General features: G+C 76.3%; 1 protein-coding gene. It reads right to left on the bottom strand.

The window, feature by feature from the left end:
- The coding region (locus RYX56_RS23965; RefSeq protein ID WP_317124336.1) for an NAD-dependent epimerase/dehydratase family protein at positions 1-253 on the bottom strand (253 nt) is incomplete at both ends.

Raw genomic sequence — 253 nt, 5'->3', positions numbered from 1 at the left:
TGGGCGACCCGCGCCCGCCCGCGCTCACGCTCGTGCACGTGCGCGCGGGCGGGCGCGGGTCGCCCACGACGGCAAACACGCGGTAGCGCGCCGCCGTCTGTAAGACCGTGTAGATGTCGGCCTCGCGCGGGCCATAGACCGCCGGGGGCCGCACGACGGTGAGGCGCAGCCGGTCGTGGTAAGGCTGGATGGCCGCCTCCATCGCCGCCTTCGAGGCGCCGTAGCGCGAGACGGGCCGCAGCGGGGTGGCCTC

Origin of the sequence: Alkalihalophilus lindianensis, from assembly GCF_032843265.1 — a bacterium.
Classification (GTDB): domain Bacteria; phylum Bacillota; class Bacilli; order Bacillales; family Bacillaceae_D; genus Alkalihalophilus; species Alkalihalophilus lindianensis.
The sequence above is the reverse complement of the archived record's forward strand: the minus strand, read 5'-3'. Positions and strand labels throughout refer to the sequence as shown.